Source organism: Pandoraea fibrosis (genome assembly GCF_000807775.2).
GTDB lineage: Bacteria > Pseudomonadota > Gammaproteobacteria > Burkholderiales > Burkholderiaceae > Pandoraea > Pandoraea fibrosis.
The window spans coordinates 2091557-2113012 of record NZ_CP047385.1 but is presented as its reverse complement, the minus strand read 5'-3'; the positions used below and the strand labels follow the sequence as shown (position 1 = coordinate 2113012).

Genomic DNA, 21456 nt, shown 5'->3' with positions numbered 1-21456 from the left:
GTGCCCTCAGCAAATCGCGCGACGTCACAGGTTCAAAACCGGTAGCTCAAGCCGACACGCGCCGCCTGCGCCGTCGTGTTGCCCGAACCGAGCAACGCATCGAGGCTCAAATCGAGGTCGAGCGCTTTCGACAGCGGCAGTTTTGCGCCGAGACCCGCAGTGAGCATGCCGCGCGACGGTGAAATCCCTGCGATCACGAACCCCGTGCCGTCGGCGGCCGTCACAGCCACATTGCGCCCCGTGCTCATGGTCTCGTAGGCATAGCCGACGCGCGCCTCGATCATCGCCGGTCGCGCCGAGGGAGACGCCAGCGGCACGCCGACCGATAACCCGACATAGGGTTGCAGGCTGCGCAGATTGACGTTGCCGACACCAAGATTCTGGCTCGTCGGTCCCGTCTCCGCGAAGCTCTGCCCATGGTAGTAAGCGTAACGTGCCCCTGCGCGCGGCGTCACGATGACGGGCCCAATCGCGAGCGGAAGACTCGCCTGTAACCCCGCGTGGAGTTCCTGCCCATGCCCGTCGGCCTGCGCGTTGCCCAGCGTGCCGAACGAGCGTGTCGTGGAGAGAAAGTCGTAGGCATAGCCCGCCGTAGCGCTCACGTTCACGGGCCCGAACCAGCGCCCGCCGTAACCGGCGATGCGCAACGCATCGACCGTGCCCTTACTGCCGGTCGATTCCGAGACGTCGTCATGTGTGTAGCCGGCGGCAATGCCCGCCGTCCAGTCGCCGAAGTGCGACTCCAGACCGGCGAGGAAGCCGAACGTGCGGCTCTCGTATGAGGGGATACCGCGCTCGCCGTCGGTGTTTGCGCGCTGGCCCGTCAGTTGTACCCAGCCGGCCGTGCCCGGGCCCACGCAATCGGTACTCTTCGCCGCGGGCGTGTCGCATGCGTTGCCCAGCCGCGCAAGCAGTGTCTCGTTGGTTCTCTGCGTTTCGCGCAGCGTGGCGCTCGCCAGCGCACCGAACAGCGTGGCGTTGGTCGGTGCAACGACCAGTTCGCCCACCGTGCCGCGTCCGCTCAGCGAAGCGACAACGCTGCTCGCCAGCGACTCGACACTCAGCGAAACGCCGGCCGGTGCATTCGAAACAACGTTCGAGAAGGTGCCCGCGACCGAGTTGGCCGCAATGAGGCGATACGTCGCGGCCGAGTAGGTGCCGGGACCAAAGAGCACTTGAATCGTACCGGCCAGCGTCGCTGTGCCGCTCACGATCAGTTGCGATGCCGATGTCGGACTGATATCGAACATCAGGGTCGCCGATGGCGACTGCGTGTAATTGCCGCTGATCGTCAGCGTGCCGATGGAGCCGCCCGGGCGCACCGTCCCCTCGTTGCGCACGCTGCCGGCGACAGTGCCGTGCCCCCGCAACGTACCCGCCGCGCTCACCTGCACGTCGCCGGCAATGCTTGCCGTGGGGGTATTCAGATCGCCGACCTCCAGCGTGCCAGCGTCGACCGTCGTCAATCCGCGATAGGTGTTCACGCCGTTCAGAATCAGCATGCCCGTGCCGGATTTGGTCAGCCCGCCGCTTCCGGCAAGCGTGCCCGAGAAGACGCTATCGAGTGCGGAGTTCGACGTCAGCGTATTCGCCCCCAGCAGCACGCGTCCGACACCGCCCAGCGTCCCGATGGTTTGCGCCCCTGCGTTCGAGACGTCGAACAACGCGCCGGGGGCGATCTCGACCCCCGAAGCACTGGCGATCGATGCGCCCGGTGTCAGTTGCAGCGTGCCTTCGCTGACTCGCGCGGTGCCCGTGAACGTATTCTGTGCGGCCAGCACCAGCGTGCCCGGCCCGGCTTTCGCAACGCTTCCCCCGCCGGTAATGACCTGGTTCACGGTAAAGACGTTCGATGGCGCTTCGATGTTGATCTCGCCGCCGCCAGCACCAAGCACGATGGCGCGCGACGTCGACGTGTACGACGTACCGAGCACGTGAAAAGCACCGCCGTTGAACGTGAGCGCTGCCGAGGTTGCGCCAAGGCTCGCATCCTGACCGACGGCCAGAATCCCGGCGTCGACCGACCATGGGGTCACGGCGGAGGACACGCCCGTCAGCGTCCAGGTGTTGGTGCCTCGCTTTGCATAGGCACCGAAGCCGATGAAAGTGCTGCCGATCTGGGTCACGTCGAATGTGCCGTCAGTGCTTCCGCCCAGCGCAAGCGTATCGGCATTCACGGCCCCGCTTTGACTGACGGCCTGCCCCACTAGTGCATATCCCGTCTGGAGCACCAGCGCGTTACCGCCACCGGTCATGGAGACCGCGTTCGCGCGATTCATGCCCGTTCCATCGAGACCGCCGACGATAGTGCCGCCCAGATTGACGGTCGCGCCACCGGTAGCGAGTACGCCAACGCCGCCAGCTTGTGTCCCGCCCCCACGCCCGCCGGTGATCAATCCGGCATTCGTGACCGTGCCACCGGACGCGGCGACAACCGCCGCTGCGCCGGCGGCGTTCCCCACGACGCCCGCTTCAATGCTGCCGCTTTGCGTATTGATCAGGGTCGCGGCCGATGAGACGCGCACGCCGACGCCCCCTGCGCCATCCGGAACGATGCCGAGCGAATTTTGCGCGCCCCCGCCACCCATGATGACGCCGGCATTGGTCAGCGTTGCCCCCGTCAGGAGCGTCGCGCCGTCGCCACCCGCGCCCCCCTGACCGACGAACGTGCCGGTGCCGTTCGAGGCCGACGATGCCGAACCGTCTGCGCCACCGCCCCCACCGATGAGGACGCCACTGTGGGTCGCCGTTGCGCGGTCGGACAGAACGAGACCGCTCCCGCCATTGCCACCGTCGCCGACATGGCCGGGAACGTCGACATTTCCGGGCGCCCCCATTCCGCCCGTGCCGCCGGCGATGAGGCCGCTATTGGTGAGGGAGGAACCAAGACCGGAGAGATTGATACCCGCACCACCGACGCCTCCCGCGCCGCCACCGCCGCCAACACCGATAACGCTATTGAAACCGGGCAGCCCGCCCTGCCCGCCATTGCCGCCGACGACGATGCCCGGGATGCCATTGCCCGCGAGGTTGTCGATCGTGGCGCCTGCACTCGCCACAATCCCTGCACCGCCTGCGCCGCCGACACCCCCTGCGCCAGCCTTGCCGGCCGTCGCGGCACTCGTGCCGCCGCCGTTGAAACCGCCATCCCCCCCATTGCCGCCTGCGCCGCCTTGGGTCATCCCTGCATTGATGAACGACGCACGTCCCGTGAGCGACGCCCCGGCACCACCCGCGCCGCCACGACCGCCATTACCACCGTCGCCGCCCGTGTTCCCCGGGTCGCTACTCGCGGATGAAAGACCGCCCACTCCACCTGCGGCGCCGCTGCCAGCGTTCCCGCCCATGCCGCCGACGATCCCCGCCTGGTTTGAAATGGTCGTCCCCGCGTCGGCGACAACCCCGATACCACCGTCCCCGCCAGCGCCGCCAGCGCTACCGTTCCCGCTAAGGCCCTCAATGCCGAGCGGATTGCCCTGTTGGTCGCTGAAGACTACACTCCCCAATCCCCCCGCTCCGCCACTCCCACCGCGCCCGCCTGCACCGCCATTGATCCAACCGGCATTCTGAACCTGCGACCCCGACGCCGTCCGAACCCCCGTACCGCCTACGCCACCACGACCGCCTGCGCCCCCGACGCCTGCGATGCCCCCGTCGCCACGGCTGCCGCCGGATGTGCCGATCACGTCGAGAAAAATGACGCTATCGCCGCCCACACCGCCTGCACCACCATCGCCACCTGCTGCGCCGGAGATCGTATTGCCGTTGGTGATCGTCGCGAAGCTCCCTGTCACCAGTCCCATGCCGCCCGAACCGCCCGTGCCACCGCTTGCACCGGCACCGCCGCGCACACCGGTCGCGCCCTGTTGCATCGCGAAAGTGGCGCCGGCACCGCCGCTGCCACCATTTCCGCCGCTGCCCAAGCCTAATGTACTGTCCGGACCAATCACTGCACTCGTACCGTCGATGACCACCGTGCTCCTGTCCCCGACACGCAGCGCGTCTCCCCCGGCGCCCCCATTCGATCCCGCCCCACCGTCGTGACTGCCCTGTCCCAGAGCATCCCCTGCCACGCCATCAGCCCCCACCCCGCCGTATCCTCCCACCGATCGGCCACGCAGGGTCACGACGCTGCCGTTGCCCAAAGCGATGCCGACGCCTCCCGCGCCGCCGTTGCCCTTTTCAACGCTACGGCCCATCACGCCATCAGCGCCGTTGCCCCCCATCGCAACCCACGTCGCGCCAAAAAATAGCGTGATGCCATCGCCACCGCGAAAACCGATCCCGCCGGCACCAGCAGCCCCTTGGGCACCACCCACCTGGCCACTTCCACCGCCAGCGCCGCCGCCCCCGACAAACCCAGCGGGGTTCAGTTGGTCGAGGGTGATCTGATAGCCCCCCTGAACGTAGGCGCCGTCGCCACCGTCGCCGCCACTGCCACCTGTCGCTCCGGCACCGCCCTCGCCGCCGTCGCCTCCAACCCCGACAATGGCGCTGGACGTGCTGCCCGATACGACATTTCCCTCGATCCGAATGCCGGTGCCGCCAGCACCACCGCCACCACCTCCTCCGCCGACACCAGGGGCCGAGATACCACCGTTTCCGCCACGCCCACCGCTGCCCCCCAATGCGATCAGGTCGTCAATCTGCCCCTGAACCGCGGTGGCGCCATAGGCCCCGGATGCACCACCGCCACCGCCGGCATTCCCGGTGCCATCCTCGCCCGCGCCGGCCGAGGTGCCCGACACGCCGCCCGCCCCACCCGCGTTCCCCAGCGAATCGCTGCCGCCGGCACCACCGGCGCCACCGTTCCGTCCGCCGCCACCGCCGCCACCACCGAAACTGTTCGCCGGATCCAGCACGCTGCTTTGCCCGTTGCCGCCGACGGCATCGCTGGCGCCCACGCCGCCCGCCGCTGGCGGCGTACCGCCGATACCCGCACCGCCATCGCCACCCGCACCCGACGCCTGCACCCCCGTCGCGCTGGCACTCGCACCCAGCGCGATCGCGGTGGCCATCGCCACCCGGCGGGCGCGGCGGCCAGCCCCGCGAGCGCGCGAACGTCCCGTCTCCGATACGGCCTGACATACGCCCAGGCTCGTGTTCCACACCACTCGATAAATGCGATTCATGCTAGCCCCCCGAATTCTTTCTTGTCGATGAGGGCAGGCTAGTGGCAACGCTGTGTTAGCGCATTGGACTAAAGTCGTAGTACGAATAAAATTCCCTGCGATTGAACCCCGAGGTGGGGGATTTCCAGTCCCCTTTGAGGTCTGTGACGCTTGCGCAGACGAATGTCAGGACTCCACCGTCTCACCCCACACGGCCCACACGACCTGATCGTCGGACGACGCAAGGATCGAATCCCGAATCAAAGCCCCTCTGGCCCGAAAGGCAATTCCCTCTGCCCCTGCGCTGACACATGAAATACGTTAAGCGTCATGGCGACGAGGGCGTAATACCCCAGGAGTCCGATCAAGTTGACTAGGACTTCCGTTCCGAATCGTGCAATCGCGTCTTGATACGTTGCCTCAGTAATTCGCTTCAAATCGTACAGTTCGCTGACGAGACGCCAAACCAGCGCTTCGTCGGCATCCGATATTTCGGGGGACTTTCCGGTACGAATGGTCTCCAGCATGTCCACCGACAAGCCTGCTTTCACTCCGATCGGGTAGTGAATGTGCCACTCAGCCTGAGAGCGCCAACGTGCGGCCGTACACAATATGGCGAATTCGGACAGCCGCAGCGGCAATCCGCTGTCATATCGACAAAACGCGCCCAGCTCCTGTGCGCGTCTGGCCAATTCCGGACTATGTATCCAGGAAAGGAATGGGCCGTCCAGATTTCCCCGAGGCCCTGTCAGGATGGCGTTCAACACAGCGCGCTGGGCATCTGAAGCCTGACTTGGGTCAAGCGCTGGCAATCTGGGTTCCATAAGAAGACTCCTGCTCTCCCGAGTCGGCGATCGATCAAGTGCATCGCGAATTCCCGCACGACGCGCCAACGCTATGCCTCGGTGTTGTGGATAAAATTTTCCGGAACGGATGGCCCCCAGAGGTATAGCGAATCCTCGGGTGCAAAATCACCGGCCGGCCATTCCCGTCCGGCAGAAACAAAATCCATGTCGGCCGAGTACTCGCAAAATGATCCCCACGGGTCCTCGACATAGTGGAAGTAGTTCGATCCCAATACATGTCGTCCCGTCCCCCACCCCTTCGCGTAGCCGGCGGCCGCCATCTGGGCCGCCCCCGCGCCAACAAGATCGACGCTGTCGACATCCCACGAAGCATGATGCCAACCGCGCGCGCTACTTTTGGCGAATGCCACCAAATGATGGTCGCAACCATGTGGTGCGTGCGTGAATGCAATCAGGTCCCGGGATTTATCCGACAAGCGCAGGCCCAGCGCGCGCTCGTAGAATAAGACTGCCCGCAAGACATCCGGCGTGAACAAGAGAACGTGCGATAGCCGTCGCGGATTCACACGCAGCACTTCGGCCCGGGTGCAGGCGCCACGGGCATCGCCCGCCACACCGACAGCCACGCTTGCCGCCTTGCCATCCGGGCTGGTTTTCGGGCCGACCTGCACCTGAATCAGGTTACCGTCCGGATCGCGGAACCAAAAACCGACATCCGCATTTCCGGGCACGGACGAGACCGCGGTCGCGCCGGCAGAGATGGTCTGCGCCCGCAGTTGTGCCAGATCGCTCGCGTAGCAATTGAAGCTCAGGTAAGCCATGGACTTTCGGTCCCCGGCCAGTACACGCCCCCAGCGATGCCCATCCGCTGCCCTGATCTCCAGTTCGTCGTTCTGCCTTCCCGCGCGGCTGACCGTCAGCCCGAAAGCATCGAAGAATCGATGCGCCTCGTCGAGCGACGGCACGTTCAAGGCGAAATGATCAATCGAATGCACCGCCGCCTGCGGATGTGCCGATGAAAGTTCGGTCATGTTTCACACTCCTCGCGAGTCATCGGCGGTGCGTTCACCGCCGATGAAGTCTGCCGCGATTTAAAGGGCCGCTTCGTCGACGACGGGATTGCGAAGCGTTCCGATTCCTTGCACGCTGACTTCGCAGACGTCACCGTGCTTCATCAGAAGCTTCGGCGTGCGCGCCCAGCCGATCCCCGACGGCGTCCCCGTCACGATCACATCGCCCGGCTCAAGGGTGATGGCTTCGCTCACGATGCTGATAAGTTCTGCAACGTCGAACACCATGTCGTCGGTACTGGCCGACTGCACCACTTCTCCGTTGAACCGCGTCTCGAGCAACAAGCCTTTCGCGCCGGCCGGCAACTCGTCGGCCGTTACGAGGTCGGGGCCGAACGCCCCGGTGCCGTCGAAATTCTTGCCGACCGTCCATTGCGGCGACTTGAACTGGTACTCACGGACCGAAGCGTCGTTGAAAAGCGTATAGCCCGCCACACAAGCCAGCGCGTCTTCCTTGCGGATGTGGCGGCCGCCCTTGCCCAGCACGGCGGCGATTTCGCCTTCGAAGTCGAGCCCCTCGCTATCCGATACTGCCGGGCGCACCAACGGCTGCGCATGCGCGACCAGACTGGTTGCGACACGGAAGAAAATCGTCGGATAGTCCGGCTGCTCGTACTGGCTCTCCTTGGTATGGTCGGTGTAGTTGAGCCCGACGCAAATAATCTTCGGCGGACGGGTCAGAGGCGGCAGATACACGATACCGTCCGTGCTCACGATTTCCTGTCCTGCGTGATCACGGCCATAGGCGGCAAGGTCCACACCGCTCGCCAGCAGGGACTCCAGCGAATCTTCGCCGAGCACGCGAATGGCATCGCCATCGCGCACGCCCAGCGTGGCTTTTCCATCTTTAACGAACGACACATAGCGCATGGGTTATCTCCAGAGAATGTTGGGTTGACGCAGCCGCTCACTGATCACGCGGCAACGCATATTGGTCAAGCCACGTCGAAAAAGCGTGGCAAATAGTGTCGTTGGCCCGGCACGCCGAACGCGATGCCTCGAAGAAGCCGAAGAACGGATGAAACATGTCTTCGAAGCACAACAGTTGCACCGGCACGCCTGCCGCCTCAAGACGTCTCGCGTAGGCGACGCCTTCGTCGTGGAGCGGATCGTGGCCGGCAATCGCAATCACCGCAGCGGGCATGCCGCGCAGATCATCGGCACGCAGCGGCGAAGGAGGAAATGCCTCCGCGCGCGCCGATGCCGAACCCATGTAGAGCCGCGAAATGTCGCGCAGATCGGACGGCGAGAGCATCGGAAAATCGATGCCCTTCGCTTCGATGCGCGCGACATCGCGGGCCATGTCGACTCCCGGCACGACAAGCAGTTGCGCAGCCAGATTGACGCCGTCTTCACGCAACGACAGCGCCGCCGAGGTGGCCAGATTGGCGCCGGCGCTCTCGCCCGCTACCGCGATCCGAGAGGGATCTCCGCCCAGTGTCGAGACATTGCGGATGGCCCAGCGTGTCGCGCTCAACGCGTCGTCATGCGCGGCAGGAAATGGGTGCTCCGGCGCCAGACGATATTCGACTGACACCACCACTGCCCGCATGTCCCGGCAGAGCTTGCGCGCGACGTCGTCCATCAACGCAACGCTGCCAAGCACGAATCCGCCGCCATGAAAAAACACCACCGTCGGCACCCCGGACTCACTGTCTTGCGGCCGATAGATGCGTACCGGGACCCGTTCGCCATCAAACTCGGCCACGCGATCCTCCACCGCGCCGACAACCGGCAACGGCGTGCGCTCGCGCGCCGCCATGATGCTGCGACGCATGCGTTCGCGAGCTTGATCCGCCGTTCCGGAAAACGGCGGCGGGGCGTTCGCCGCACGCATCGCCGACACGATGGCCGCCAGTTCGGGATCCAACGGCGGTGGCAATGGGACGTTTTTCATTTCAGATCGAGGATGTATTGCTGCGAAGCCCGGGCGCGTTGTCGCAGTGCATCCAGGTCGATGCCCACCATCCGGCCGTGCCGCTTCACCGCGCGGCCAGCGACAAAAACCGAATCCACATTGCCGGGATGAGCGGCGAGCACCACGGCGCCCACCGCGTCGGACACCGGCGTGAGATTGAGGTCCTCGCCGCGAATCATGATGATGTCGGCCTGCTTGCCCGGCGTGAGTGAACCGACTTTGTGATCCAGGCCGTTGGCCCGCGCCCCCGCCATCGTGGCGAACTCCAGTACATCGCGCATCGAGAGCGTTGCGGGCGCGTTGTGAACGCGCGAGTGATTGCCGCCCATCCACGAGCGGTAGTAGGCAAACGCATGACGCATCTGCGTGAACATGTCGCCCGAGCATTTGGTCTCGGTATCGCCGCTCAGGCTTGGCCGAATACCCACCGCAAGCAGGCGATCGAACGGAATATCGCCAATACCTTGCGCGTTCAACTCGCAATGCACGCCAAGCGAAGCGCTTACGCCAGCGTCCGCCATCATGGCGATCTCGTCGGCACCGGAGAAGCAGCAGTGCACGAACGTCAGGTCGTCGCCCAACACACCGGCGTCATGCATTTGCGCAATCGCACGCACCGAGGCGTTGCGCGCATACGCCCCCATGTGAATGCTCGATCGAATCCCTAGCTCACGTGCGAGGCGCAAATCGTCGAGCCAGACGTCGCGGCGCGCCATCTCGGGGCCGCGTGCCGCCATGGCGAGGGTGAGCAACTGATCGTCTGACGAAAAGTATCGCGTGCGCAATCGACGAATATCGTCCGGATGGCCTCGTTGACTGTCGAACATCCACGAAGCGCCATCCACGAGCGGCCAACCGTGTGCGAAGACCCCCCGAATGTTGGCATCGCGCAGCCCCAGAATTGCGGCATCCGCATGATCCGGGCTGTTCTGGACGTGCGACCAATCCAGCATCGTGGTGATGCCACCGTCGAGTGCGGCAACCGCGCCTAGCATCGTGGCGATATGAACGTCTTCCGGCCGGAACGCAGCCCCCTTCGCACCCAACATCTCCGCGAAGTAAATCTGCGGGTCGATATCCGCGTAGCGATGACGCACGCAACTCTGCCAGGTATGTCGATGGGTATCGACAAAACCCGGCAGCACGATCATGCCGCCCGCGTCGATGCGCTCGGCATCGGTGGCATCGATATGCGGCGCGACCGCCAGAATGCGCTCGCCCTCGACCAGCACGTCGCCCACACGCAGGTCGCCGATCGCCGGGTCCATGCTCAGCACCCAGCCGCCTTGCAACAACACGCGTCGCTCATTCATGAGGGCACCGCTTCAGCCATTTGCCAAGTTGAACTTCGATGTCCTCATCGCGCGCCAGGGTGTCGCTTGCCCAGGCCACATAGCCGTCGGGACGCACCAGCAGCCCCTTGACGCCATCCAGCGCCGCGGGAATACGGGCAGCGCGTGCCCGCAGCACCTTTACCGGCCGGCCGGCTACATCGAACGATTCGAACTGGCGCCCGAAGCCCTCCAGATCGATCAGCACGAACTGCCGCTCGCGCAACGTCTGCGTGATCGCGACCGATCGGCCGTCGAGCAACATCAGGTCGACATCGGGGCAACGCTCTCCGGTCAACGCATGGCTGCCCGGATCTCGCGGATAGGGCGTCTCCAGACCACTGAGTTCCAGCACCAGTTTTCGCTGCACGTCCGGCAGCGGAATCAAGTGCTCCTGCATCCGCCGTTTGAGCGCGACGGCCTCGGCACCAAAGTTGAATTGCAGTGCGCACTGCGCCTTCACACTCTCAAGCAGCCGGTGCATGACCGGAAGGCGCTCCGCATCGTAGGTGTCGAGCGTTTCGGCGTCTGCCACACCGTTGACGACATTGGCCAGCTTCCAGCCGAGGTTGAAGGCATCCTGCAAGCAGAAATTCATGCCGACGCCGCTGGCCGGATAGTGGATGCGAGCGGACTCTCCCACCAGGAAGACACGTCCCTGTCGAAGCGTCGGCACTGCCCGCATCTGGTCATCGAAACGCGAGGCCCAGCGGTATCCCTTGATGCCGTAATCGGTGCCATGCACGTCACGAATGCACTGCAACACCTCCTCGAGGGTGACGGGTTCCTCCTTCGGCGCATGACGTCGATCGCGATGCACGATATTGAATCGCGTGATGCCTTCGCCGAACACGTAGCCGCGAACCCAACCCATCTCGTTGTCAACGTTGATGCGCCCGCCCGGCCAAGGCGTCTCAAGCTCGGCATCGACGACAATGCCGCGAAACGTCCCCGAATGCCCCTCGAACGGCAGCCCCAGCTTCGAGCGCACAACGCTTCGCCCGCCATCCGCGCCAACGACATACCGGGCGCGCAACTTCGAGAGGTTTCCCGCGGAATCGGATAGTTCAAGCACAACACCGTCATCCAGCTCACGGACGTCGCGAACTTCCGTGCCACGTCGAATCACCGCACCGCATTCGGCGGCCCATTCCCACAACACTTCCTCGGTCTTGTTCTGCGGCAGCCCCAGCGTGAAACCGAAGCGCGTTTCAAGGTACTTCCACTCGATCGGATGGAATCCCGCCCAGATGTGCGACGGGCGGTACGGATAGTCCGCAATGTCGCGCGTCTTCCGAATCAGGCGATCGGCAATGCCTCGTGCATCGAACAGCTCCAGAACGCGGGGCAAAATCGTGCCGGCGCGCGACTGCACGCCTTCGGTCCGTCGCTCAAGGACAAGCGTCTTCGCGCCCGAGCCGGCCAACTCCGCAGCCATCGTCAAACCCGACGGGCCGCCACCGACAACAATCACATCCCACTGCATTGCATTTTCTCCATCAGATACCGGAACCGAACCATTGGACACTTGCGCACGGCCGGTTAAAAGAAGTGCGTAATACCGGCTTCAAGCACCGTCTGATGCGACGCGGAAGCCGGCGGTTGATTTCGAAGCACCGCGAATTGCCCCGATCCGGCGAGTTGCAACACGCCGAGAACGTAGAGACTGGTGCGCTTGGAAAGGGCGTAGTCGATATGGGCGTGGAACTGGTTCCACCGGTAGGTTTCAAGCTTCGTGTACGAGTAGCCGCCGCCGATCCGGGTCCGCAACGTCACATACTTGTAGGCACCGACGTCAATCGATTGCGCCGTAGCGGACACACCGTTTGCCGACAACCGCGTGTAGCTGTAGTTACCCATGACGCGCCAGCCATCGTCGGCGTAGGCAATGCCGACCGTGCCGGTATTCTGGTTCTGCGATACGGATGCCGTCGGCGTCTTGGTGAAATCGATGCCATACAGCGTCGGCACTCCGAGCTTGAGCCCGGGGGTGTACGGAACACCGTTGACAGACTCCCAGACAGCCACGGATTGCCACGGTCCCGTCGCGTAAGCGACTTCGGCACCAACGACGCGTCCCGTGTTGGTGGTCGAACCCGCTTGTCCGAACCCGTACATCAGACCGAACTGGAATCCGCCGTAGAGGGGGGATTTGTACTTGAACGAGTTGTTCAGGGAATTGCCGACGGTACGGTCGAGATTGCCCGGGTGCGTCGCCAGGAGCGACGTGTAACGCTCGGAGGTAAAGGGCACCAGATCGGCCAGCAAGTCATACATCGAGCCCATCGTCAGCGTCCCCTGGCTCGCCGAACTCAATCCCACGAAGCTCTCGAAGGGGGCGTCGGTGCCATTGTTAAGAAAGGCGTAGCGGCTCAGGCGAAATATCGCGGACGTATCGCTATCAATCACTTCCTTGCCCGACATTGCGAAGAACGGCACGGCGTGGGTATTCGAAGCCTGGAACAACGCTCCGCTGCCGACGGGACTCGCGTTGCTGGTGTATGACACCCCCATCCCGAGCAGCCCGGAAAGCGTCACGCCCGATTGGGCATGCGCTGAAATGGTCATCAACAAAAATATCGTACTACTAATAAACTTGAGCTTTCCGAACTTCATGAAACTGTCTCCTGGCTTCGTTATGCCGGTACCCCGACCTCACTCGCTCCTCGGAATCGGGGTGCGAGCGGGCCGATGTCTATCTGCTGTCGAACTTGGGAATCAAGGTGCGCCTACCTGCGTTGCCACTGGCGTGACGGCGTCCTCATTGCGTGAAAGGCGTGAGAGGTTTCGGTACAGCGCCATGGATGCCACAAGCGCGACCACGCCGGCAACCGCGAACACGACGGCCATCGCGTTGGGCAAGGAAGTGGCGTTGCCATCGAACAGGTGGCGGCCGACGAGAGCGATCAGCGTGGGCGAGAGTCCCTGTCCGAGCAACCCGTTCAGAACCAGCACCATCGCCATGACGATGCCGACCGAACGTGTGGGCACGACACGCGCCACGATCGTCGAGGTCACCGACATGAACGTCCAGGAGAACAGCACGACCAGCGCGTCGATCACCCAGAACGTCAGCAATGTCTCCGTCAACGCCAAGGTCACCGTGAGTGCTGCAACAGCGACGCTCGTCACCATCCCCACCCGGGCCACACCCGTCAATGCCGACCCTTTGCGCTCCATCGCCAGGCCCGCCAGCCAAAGTCCGATCGGCCCCATGACCAGCAGTACCGAGCCCTGAATCAGACCGATCTCCTTCATGCCGAGATGAAAGCGGCGGACAATCACCGTCGGCAGCCAGGCCGCCAGACCGAACGTGATGACGGCGTTCGCCACGACAAAGAGGAACAACGGCCCGAAGATGGCTCGATGCGTCCAGAGATACGCCGTGATTCCGTGCGCCCCCCGACGTTGATCCACTGCGCCATCGCGCTGACGGCCCGGGTCCTTGCTCAGGAAAATCATCAGGCTCATGGGCACGCCAACCAGACCGATCAGAAACAGCGTCATCTGCCAGGCCGACACGTCGCCCAACAACGGGATGGATTTCATGCCGGATGACTGGATGGCGCTCATCATCGGCCCGCCAAGCACCAGCGATAGTCCGGTACCCAGTATCAACGCCATCGTGTAGACGGACAGCGCGCGGGCGCGGCGACTTTCTTCCACACCGTCGCGTATCAGGGAATAGGACGACGGCGGGATCAGTGCCTCCGCCCCGCCGACAATCACGCGAGCGGCGACCAGCACGGCGAAGGTGGTCGCCGCGGCGTTGGCGGCAACCGCCAGCGACCACACCAGCACACCGGCGGCAATGATCAGGCGGCGGTCGAAGCGATCTGCCAGCCATCCCGCCGGCAGTCCCACCACGATATTGGCGACGGCAAATGCCGCGCCGATCAGAAAACTGATCTGCACGTCGCTCACGCCGAAGTCCCGCTGGATCGGCACAACCATGAGCACCAGGATGTTCTTGTCGATCTGGGCAAGCATGGTCATCAGCGTCAAGGTGGCGACCAGCCCCCACTGGGCGAGCGACGGACTCGCCTTACGATACGCCTGCATATCTTCATGTCTCCGTGATGCTTGTCGGTTTGCAGGCTATGTCTGCCCGTTGCAGCCGATTATAGGTTTGACATGACATTTACAAAATTTATTGCTTAAATACGGTGCATCTATGCTGTAAATATGAGGTATGCCGTGCGCTTCAACAAACTCGATCTCAACCAGCTCGTGGTGCTTGACGCCCTGCTATCCACGCGCAGCGTTGGCAAAGCTGCGGAACGTCTGTTCCTGAGTCAGCCGGCAACCAGTTGCTCGCTTGCGCGTCTTCGCGAGTACTTCGAGGACGAATTGCTCGTTCCGGTAGGCAAGACTCAAGTACTCACGCCACTGGCCGAGGAACTGACCAAGCCGGTACGGGATGTCCTGTTGCAGATTCAGACGATCACGCGAGCGCGCCCGACGTTCGATCCCGCGACCTCAACGCGACGCTTCACGATCGAAGCGTCTGACTATGTGATCAGTGTGTTCCTGTCGGAAGTGGTCAAGCGAGCGGCGACGCTGGCTCCCCTGATGCAGTTCGACTTGCGCGCGATCAGTCCTCAAACGCCGGAGCATCTGGAAAGCGGGGAAGCCGAGTTGCTGATCGCACCGGAGTTCGCACGGGTCGCCGGTCACCCGGCCGAGCCGTTGTTCGAAGACACGTTTTCCTGCCTGGTGTGCGCCGAGTCCGGCAAGGCCGGCGACAGCCTGACGGAAGACGAATACTTCGACGCGGCTCACGTGGGTGTGGAATGGGGGGGTGGCCGTCGCATTACCTTCGACGCGCGCATGCTTTCCACAAGCAAACGCGCGCGGCGCCAGACCGTGATCGCGCCGACCTTCACGCTGGTCCCCGCGTTGCTGGTAGGCACCTCGCGCATCGCCACGCTCCCTTCCCGGCTGGCACATCAAATGGCGCAACGCTTCCCGCTGCGCGTGCTGGAATGCCCGATCAAGATCCGGGCCTTCGTCGAAAACCTCCAATGGCACAAGTATCAAGAGCGTGATCCGGCCATTAGCTGGCTGCGCTCCCTGTTTCGTGAGACAGCACAATGCTTGCCCGCAGTTTCGGGGCACGGTGAAAAGGAGGCGGATAAGTCGAGCGCTGCGAGTCGGGCGAATCGGGCGAATCGGGGTAGCGGTGCGAAAGTGAAACCCACAAAAGTGGCAAGTTCACCGACAGCGTCGAAGCGTCGCCGAGCGTCGGACACGGAAGGAACGGTCAGCGAAAAATGATCAATGGAATGCACGCCAACGTGCGCCATCGAGTCGTTGCGTTGAGATAGCTGGCCTGCCCAGAGGGATTCGAACCCCCGACCGTCGGCTTAGAAGGCCGATGCTCTATCCAACTGAGCTATGGGCAGTGCGTGATGGCGGCGACCGAGTGTCGCTGCCGGCAGGACTCGATGTCGCGATGCGCATGAAATGTGCATCGCGTTCGAGTAATCCACGATTATAGCGCACGCGGATGCCGATTTCATTGCCGCGCCTTCAGGATATGTCCCCTTTACGTGCCATCCCGTTCGCATCTAGACTGCTGACGTGGAGGAGCGCGTCATGAACGAAATCGAACGCGAACAACGCTTTGGCGCCCATCACTACGCGCCGCTACCCGTGGTGTTATCGCACGCCAAAGGGGTCTGGGTCTGGGATGTCGAAGGCAATCGCTATCTCGACATGATGAGCGCCTACTCTGCCGTCAGCCACGGCCACGCGCATCCGCGTCTGGTTGCCGCGCTCACGACGCAGGCGCAACGCCTCGCCGTCGTCTCCCGCGCCTTTTATACCGACCGGCTCGGCGCCTTCCTTGAGCGCCTGTGCGACCTCACGACACTCGGCGGGGCGATACCGATGAACACCGGTGCCGAAGCCGTCGAAACCGCCATCAAGGCCGCGCGTCGCTGGGGTTACAGCGTCAAGCGCATCCCCGCCGACAAAGCCGAGATCATCGTCGCCGACGGCAATTTCCACGGACGCACGACCACCATCGTCGGCTTCTCCTCCGAGCCCGCCTATCGCGCCGACTTCGGGCCGTTCGCCCCCGGATTCGTTCGCGTCCCCTTCGGCGATATCGACGCCGTTCGTGCCGCCATCACCCCCAACACCTGCGCCGTCCTGTTCGAGACGATTCAGGGCGAAGGCGGCATCGTGGTGCCCCCCGACGGGTTTCTGCGCGCCCTGCGGCAACTCTGCACCGAACAGAACGTGCTCATGCTGCTCGACGAGATTCAATCGGGGCTCGGGCGCACCGGCCGTTGGTTCGCCTATCAGCATGAGGACGTCGTGCCCGACGGCGTCATGCTCGGCAAAGCCCTCGGTGGCGGCCTGCTGCCGGTGTCGGCGTTCGTGGCGCGGCGTGACGTCATCGACCTGTTCGAACCCGGCAGCCACGGGTCGACCTTCGGTGGCAATGCCCTCGCCGCAGCCGTCGCTCTGGAAGCGCTCGACGTGATGGCAGACGAAGACTTGCCGGGAAGAAGCGCCGAAATGGGGGAATACCTGCTCGCGCGATTGCACGCGATTCATTCGCCGCTGATTCGGGAGGTGCGCGGACGCGGTCTCTGGGCCGGCATCGAAATCGATCCGGCACGCGCCGATGCGCACGATCTGTCGATGCGCATGTTGCACCGTCGCGTGTTGGCGAAGGAAACGCGCTCGACCGTGTTGCGTCTCGCGCCGCCACTGGTCATCGAGCGTGCCGAGATCGACACCTGCATTTCCGCGCTCAAGGCTGTGCTTGCGCAAGCCGAGGCTGACACATAGCCACCACGGCCGGGCGCCATGCGAAACGAAGACGCGACTCAATGCGCCGACGATTTCGACCAGAGGTTCATCACGAGAACGCCCGCGATAATCAGCGCCATGCCGACCATCGCCGGCGCGTCGAGCTTCTGCCCGAACAGCACGCGCGACGCCATCGAAATGAGCACGATGCCCAGCCCCGACCACATCGCGTAGGCGATGCCCACGGGGATCGTGCGCAGCGTGAGCGACAGCATGTAGAACGCCACGCCGTATCCCACGACGACCAACGCCACCAGCCCCACGCGCGTGAATCCCTCCGACGCCTTTAGCGCCGACGTGGCAATCACCTCCGCCACAATCGCCACCAGCAGATATAGATACGCCATCGAAATCCCCCGTTTGCCCGAACTCAAGAGGCGCCCATCATAACCGACCGGTTGCACGCCACACCCCGCAAAAATCGCTTGCCTAAGCGCGCCGCGCCGCGCTAAAGTCGCCGTCACGGTGTGGCCAGCACACCGGCGTCGCTCGGACGGTTCCGGGCGCTTACGTTCAAGGTTCCCCATGTCTAGCTCCCAGGGCTCGCGCAGCTTTGCGCGCATCAATCGTCTTCCCCCCTACGTTTTCAACATCACCGCCGAGCTGAAGATGGCGGCACGTCGCCGTGGCGAGGACATCATTGATCTGTCGATGGGCAATCCCGACGGTGCGACACCGCCCCATATCGTCAGCAAGCTCGTCGAAGTCGCCCAACGTCCCGACACACACGGCTATTCGACCTCGCGCGGCATCCCGCGCCTGCGCCGCGCCATCACGCACTGGTACAAGGATCGCTATGACGTGGACCTCGATCCCGAGCGCGAAGCCATCGTCACCATCGGCTCCAAGGAAGGCCTCGCCCACCTGATGCTCGCCACCCTGGATCAGGGCGACACGGTGCTGGTGCCGAACCCGTCGTATCCGATCCACATCTACGGCGCGGTCATTGCGGGCGCCAACATCCGCTCCGTGCCGATGACGCCCGGCATCGACTTCTTCACCGAACTCGAACGCGGCATTCGCGAGAGCCACCCGAAGCCGAAGATGGTGATTCTCGGCTTCCCGTCGAACCCCACGGCGCAGTGCGTCGAACTCGAATTCTTCGAGCGCGTGGTCGACCTCGCGCGCAAGCACGACATTCTGGTGGTGCACGATCTGGCCTATGCCGATATCGTTTATGACGGTTACAAGGCGCCCTCGATCATGCAGGTGCCCGGCGCGCAAGACGTCGCCGTCGAATTCTTCACGCTGTCGAAGAGCTACAACATGGCCGGCTGGCGCATCGGCTTCATGGTCGGCAATGCCGAACTCGTCGCCGCGCTCGCCCGCATCAAGAGCTATCACGACTACGGCACGTTCACGCCGGTGCAGGTTGCCGCCATTGCCGCGCTGGAAGGCGATCAGCAGTGCGTCGAAGCCATTCGCGCGCAATATCAGCGCCGCCGAGACGTGCTCTACAAGGGATTGACCGAAGCCGGATGGGCCGTCGATCTGCCGCGTGCATCGATGTACATCTGGGCGCGCATTCCCGAACCGTATCGCGCGGCGGGCTCGCTTGAATTCGCCAAGAAGCTGCTCGCGCAGGCCAAGGTCTCGGTCTCGCCGGGAATCGGCTTCGGAGAGTACGGCGATGAGTACGTTCGCTTCGCACTGATCGAGAACGAGTCGCGCATCCGTCAGGCAGTGCGCGGCATCAAGCACATGTTCCGGGACGATGGGCTAGTCCAGCCGACGGTCGTCTAACGCGCGACACACGGCGCCGATGAAAAATGGGGAGTCCGCAGACTCCCCATTCCCCTTGCGTTGCGCAATGCCCGCTGCCGCTACGCCGGCAACCACTCCTGCAGCGTCACTTCGATGGTGATGAACGAGAGATTCCCGCCACGCACGAAGCGCCCGGCGAACATGCGCCCGCCGGTATCCGCCACCATGCCATGCAGCATCGGCAACGAGTGCGCCGTCTCGGGTCGAACATCGACCTCGCCGAACACGTTGAGGATTTCCACCCCGGGGCCGCTCACCAGTTGCTCACGCCAGCCCTCACCTGCGCGGAACGCCAGACGTGCGTCAATCAGACTCCCCACCGCGCCGCGCACAATGGCACGCGAGATGGCATGCTCCGCACACAGCGCTTCAATGCTTTCCGTCAGATCCTGATTCGGTTTGAGTCGCGCCACGACCAACCTGCCCAGCGTGCCGTTTTCGATGGCGACCGGAACGTCCTGTGCCGTGCTCATGAGAGACCTCCAGCCACGGGATGGAGCAGGTGAAAACGCGTTTCCTCGTCATCTGCGGTCACGTATCCGCCGTGCTCGAACAAACACAGGCGGATCACCACGGGCTCGTCGCCGGCCCAGGTGTGATCGAGAATCAGATGTCCGCCGTGCAATTCGCCGGACGGGTCGGAAAACCCCGCATGGCAATGCAGAAGCGTGGCGCCGTCGGCGGTTCGGCCGACCGTGATCGCGCCGCCGATCAGATCCACTTCCCGGGTTTCGTCGACCGGCGCCCCATAGCCAAAGGGACGCTCCGTGTCTGCGGTGTTCTCGATCATGTGATACCGCAGACCTCGCGCGGTGCCCGCGCAGAAACGGCCGACGCCGCCGCCATACGCATAGCGGGATAACGCCGCGCGCAGGGCTTCGCCGAGATTCGCACCAGACCGGATCGTCACGCGCAGTTCGTGCTGCCCGTTCAACACGCAGTCTTCCACACGGGGTAACGTGGGGGCGCCTGCATGCCGATAGATCCGTGAAAGCGCAGGTTTCATAGTCGATAGTCTCCTTGCTCTTCGAGCATCGTCTTGATTTGCTTCTTCACGATCTTGCCGTAGCCCGACTTGGGCATGGCATTCCAGAATACGAAGCGACGCGGCCACTTATAGCGGGCGATACGCGCTTCGAGATGTCCGAGCAGTTCATCGGCCTGAGCGGCCATGCCTTCCCGGGCGACCACCACCGCGAGCCCGCTCTCGCCCCACTTGGGGTCGGGCACGCCGAGCACCGCGCACTCCGATACGGCCGGGTGCGTGAGCAACGCTTCCTCGATCTCGCGCGGATAGACGTTCGAGCCGCCCGAGATGTACATGTCCGACGCGCGCCCCGTGATGTACAGGAAGCCCTGGGCATCCACATGCCCGAGATCGCCGGTGTGGAACCAGTCGTTCTTGAAGGCCTTGGCGTTCGCATCAGGGTTGTTGTGATACCCCATGAAGACGGCAGGCCCGCGCACGCAGATCTCCCCGGAAGCGAACGGCGGCTGGCGCTCGCCATGTTCATCGAGAATTGCCACCTCCATGCCGGTACGCGGCACGCCACAGGTGCCGATGCGCGCGTCGGGAGCGTCGTCGTCCTCGCTGTGCAACCACGGCGGCAACACGGTGATGTTGCCCGTCACCTCGCCCAGTCCGTAGTACTGCACCAGCACGCGACCCAGCTTTTGCAGCGCGTATTTCTGATCTGCGCGATACATCGGCGCCCCGGCGTAGATCACGAAACGCAGCGAGCTGTGGTCGTACCGATCGACAGCCGGATCCTCGACCAGCATCTTCACGATGGTCGGCACCGTGAACATGTTGTCGACACGATGACGCTCGATCGCCTGCCAGACCTGCTCCGCGTCCATCTTCTCGCCCGGCAGCAACACGCTCGCGGCCCCCCGCGCGGTATTGACGATGGCGTGAATGCCCGCGCCATGCGAGAGCGGCGCCACCACCATCGACCGGCTGCGATAGGTGATGCCGGGCATCAGATCGGCCAGATGGTTGGTCACCACGAAGGCCATCTGCCCGTGTGACAACACACCGGCCTTGGGGTGACCGGTGGTGCCCGACGTGTAGAAGAACCACAAGGGGTCTTCGTATTCGACTTCGGCTTCGTAGCCGGGCACGCCGAGATGTTCGGCAACAAGCGTCTCGTAGTGCAGCTCACCCGCACGCGGCGCACCCAGCGCAATGACATGTCGCAGCGCGGGCGACGCGGCACGTACGGCGTCGACATGCCCCTCGAAGCCGGCGTCGTAAATCATCACGCATGCGCCGCTCGATTGGCCCAGATATGCGGCTTCCGGCGCCGTGATACGGAAATTCGTCGGCACCCAGATCGCCCCCAGCCGAAAGGCGATCCACGCACTCTCGAAGATCGGCAGATTGTTGCGCGAATGCACCAGCAGCTTGTCGCCGTGGCCTACGCCCAGCTTGCGCAGAGCCTCGACGGCGGCGTTCACACGAGCGTCGATCTCGCTCCATGTGTGGACCTTCTCACCGATGATCACGCCGGGCGCGTCGGGATGACGCCGGGCAACGTCGGCCAGCAGGCGGCCGAGATTCATGACCTTCTTGAGCATTTCGCTCGTCTCCTCTTTCTTCTTTCTCAGTCTTGCGATCTGTCTTGCCCG

Annotated in this window: 16 protein-coding genes and 1 tRNA gene; 3 read left to right on the top strand and 14 right to left on the bottom strand. The window is 63.8% G+C overall.

Annotated features, from left to right (window positions below):
* Positions 1 to 32 precede the first annotated feature (32 nt).
* From PI93_RS24945 to PI93_RS09405, 9 genes are all read right to left on the bottom strand, one after another.
* Positions 33 to 5132, bottom strand: coding sequence for an ESPR-type extended signal peptide-containing protein (locus tag PI93_RS24945; protein WP_052241118.1), 5100 nt, complete (start codon positions 5130 to 5132; stop codon positions 33 to 35).
* A 239-nt stretch (positions 5133 to 5371) separates the two neighbouring features.
* On the bottom strand, positions 5372 to 5935 hold the full coding sequence (locus PI93_RS09440) for a carboxymuconolactone decarboxylase family protein (protein WP_039375478.1): 564 nt from the start codon (positions 5933 to 5935) through the stop codon (positions 5372 to 5374).
* 71 nt (positions 5936 to 6006) lie between these two features.
* On the bottom strand, positions 6007 to 6948 hold the full coding sequence (locus tag PI93_RS09435; protein ID WP_039375476.1) for a VOC family protein: 942 nt from the start codon (positions 6946 to 6948) through the stop codon (positions 6007 to 6009).
* Positions 6949 to 7008: 60 nt separating this feature from the next.
* Complete coding sequence (locus tag PI93_RS09430; protein ID WP_039376117.1) at positions 7009 to 7857, bottom strand: fumarylacetoacetate hydrolase family protein; 849 nt, start codon at positions 7855 to 7857, stop codon at positions 7009 to 7011.
* A gap of 37 nt (positions 7858 to 7894) precedes the next feature.
* Positions 7895 to 8884 (bottom strand): alpha/beta hydrolase, encoded by a 990-nt coding sequence (locus tag PI93_RS09425; RefSeq protein WP_039367711.1) that lies wholly within the window; start codon positions 8882 to 8884, stop codon positions 7895 to 7897.
* Positions 8881 to 10218 (bottom strand): amidohydrolase family protein, encoded by a 1338-nt coding sequence (locus PI93_RS09420; protein ID WP_039367708.1) that lies wholly within the window; start codon positions 10216 to 10218, stop codon positions 8881 to 8883. The genes PI93_RS09425 and PI93_RS09420 overlap by 4 nt, the downstream gene beginning before the upstream one ends.
* Positions 10211 to 11722 carry an FAD-dependent monooxygenase gene (locus tag PI93_RS09415; protein ID WP_039367706.1) on the bottom strand — a complete coding sequence of 504 codons (1512 nt, stop codon included), beginning with the start codon at positions 11720 to 11722 and terminating at the stop codon, positions 10211 to 10213. Before PI93_RS09415 ends, PI93_RS09420 begins: the two co-directional genes overlap by 8 nt.
* 56 nt (positions 11723 to 11778) lie before the next feature.
* Positions 11779 to 12804, bottom strand: a complete 1026-nt coding sequence (locus PI93_RS09410) for a porin (RefSeq protein WP_236105619.1) — start codon at positions 12802 to 12804, stop codon at positions 11779 to 11781.
* A gap of 150 nt (positions 12805 to 12954) precedes the next feature.
* On the bottom strand, positions 12955 to 14298 hold the full coding sequence (locus PI93_RS09405; RefSeq protein ID WP_039367703.1) for an MFS transporter: 1344 nt from the start codon (positions 14296 to 14298) through the stop codon (positions 12955 to 12957).
* A 135-nt stretch (positions 14299 to 14433) separates the two neighbouring features.
* Here PI93_RS09405 and PI93_RS09400 point away from each other — a divergent pair, with 135 nt between their 5' ends.
* Complete coding sequence (locus tag PI93_RS09400; RefSeq protein ID WP_052240486.1) at positions 14434 to 15513, top strand: LysR family transcriptional regulator; 1080 nt, start codon at positions 14434 to 14436, stop codon at positions 15511 to 15513.
* Between the two features lie 51 nt (positions 15514 to 15564).
* On the opposite strand, the gene PI93_RS09395 is transcribed toward PI93_RS09400, so the two are convergent.
* A tRNA-Arg gene (locus PI93_RS09395) sits at positions 15565 to 15641 on the bottom strand.
* A 193-nt stretch (positions 15642 to 15834) separates the two neighbouring features.
* On the opposite strand from PI93_RS09395, the gene rocD reads away from it, so the two are divergent.
* Complete coding sequence (gene rocD / locus PI93_RS09390; protein WP_039367700.1) at positions 15835 to 17040, top strand: ornithine--oxo-acid transaminase; 1206 nt, start codon at positions 15835 to 15837, stop codon at positions 17038 to 17040.
* A 38-nt stretch (positions 17041 to 17078) separates the two neighbouring features.
* On the opposite strand, the gene PI93_RS09385 is transcribed toward rocD, so the two are convergent.
* A complete protein-coding gene (locus tag PI93_RS09385) occupies positions 17079 to 17408 on the bottom strand; it encodes a DMT family transporter (RefSeq protein ID WP_039367696.1) in 330 nt (109 codons plus the stop codon).
* Between the two features lie 178 nt (positions 17409 to 17586).
* Between PI93_RS09385 and alaC the strand changes: the two genes are divergently transcribed.
* Positions 17587 to 18804: an alanine transaminase gene (alaC, locus tag PI93_RS09380; protein ID WP_039367694.1), complete on the top strand. Its 1218-nt coding sequence runs from the start codon at positions 17587 to 17589 to the stop codon at positions 18802 to 18804.
* 80 nt (positions 18805 to 18884) lie between these two features.
* On the opposite strand, the gene PI93_RS09375 is transcribed toward alaC, so the two are convergent.
* The 3 genes from PI93_RS09375 to PI93_RS09365 are packed head-to-tail and all read right to left on the bottom strand — an operon-like array spanning position 18885 to position 21405.
* Entirely contained in the window at positions 18885 to 19298 is a 414-nt protein-coding gene (locus PI93_RS09375; protein WP_039367691.1) for a PPC domain-containing DNA-binding protein, read from the bottom strand.
* Positions 19295 to 19831 (bottom strand): PPC domain-containing DNA-binding protein, encoded by a 537-nt coding sequence (locus tag PI93_RS09370; RefSeq protein ID WP_039367688.1) that lies wholly within the window; start codon positions 19829 to 19831, stop codon positions 19295 to 19297. The genes PI93_RS09375 and PI93_RS09370 overlap by 4 nt, the downstream gene beginning before the upstream one ends.
* The gene (locus PI93_RS09365) at positions 19828 to 21405 is read right to left on the bottom strand and encodes an acyl-CoA synthetase (protein WP_236105621.1); all 1578 of its coding nucleotides are present in this window, start codon (positions 21403 to 21405) and stop codon (positions 19828 to 19830) included. The genes PI93_RS09370 and PI93_RS09365 overlap by 4 nt, the downstream gene beginning before the upstream one ends.
* Positions 21406 to 21456 lie beyond the last annotated feature (51 nt).